This is a genomic window from Vibrio sp. 1159 (assembly GCF_033340395.1).
Taxonomy (GTDB): domain Bacteria; phylum Pseudomonadota; class Gammaproteobacteria; order Enterobacterales; family Vibrionaceae; genus Vibrio; species Vibrio alginolyticus.
Genome location: NZ_JAWOWL010000163.1, coordinates 639 through 1,116, shown reverse-complemented (window position 1 = coordinate 1,116; position 478 = coordinate 639). Strand labels below are relative to the sequence as shown.

Here is a 478-nt window from a genome sequence, read left to right as displayed (position 1 = left end):
CTCGTTACTGTGTTCTGCTAAAACGTGCGCCACTTCGTGCCCGATAACCGTTGCTAACTGATCTTGGTTTTTCGCTACCTTGAGAAGGCCAGTGTAAACACCAATTTTTCCGCCTGGCAACGCAAACGCATTGACTTGGTCACTATCAAACACCACGACCTCCCAATCTTTGAAACCAGCTTGAGGTGGAATGGCATTGGTGATCTGCTTAGCTACGCATTGTACGTAAGCGTTGGTCTTTTTATCTTTACTGATTGGAATATCCTTCTTCATTTGATCAAAGGATTTTGCACCAAGTGATGACATTTCTTGATCTGAAAACATCAGTATTTGATTTCGACCAGTTGGTGAGGCGCTGCACGCAGTTAAGCCTGCTAAGGTCAAGAGAGCAGAGGCTTTAATCCATACCTTCATAAGTGGCTCCATATTCACTAATTCTTGTTTTGAACCAGTAGTATATACCCAAATGATGACAAGA

At 43.1% G+C, this 478-nt stretch carries 1 protein-coding gene; it reads right to left on the bottom strand.

Annotated elements, in window-relative coordinates:
• Positions 1 to 414 (bottom strand): M48 family metallopeptidase (locus R7127_RS26730; RefSeq protein WP_318148737.1); only part of this gene is annotated, 414 nt, incomplete at its 3' end.
• Positions 415 to 478 lie beyond the last annotated feature (64 nt).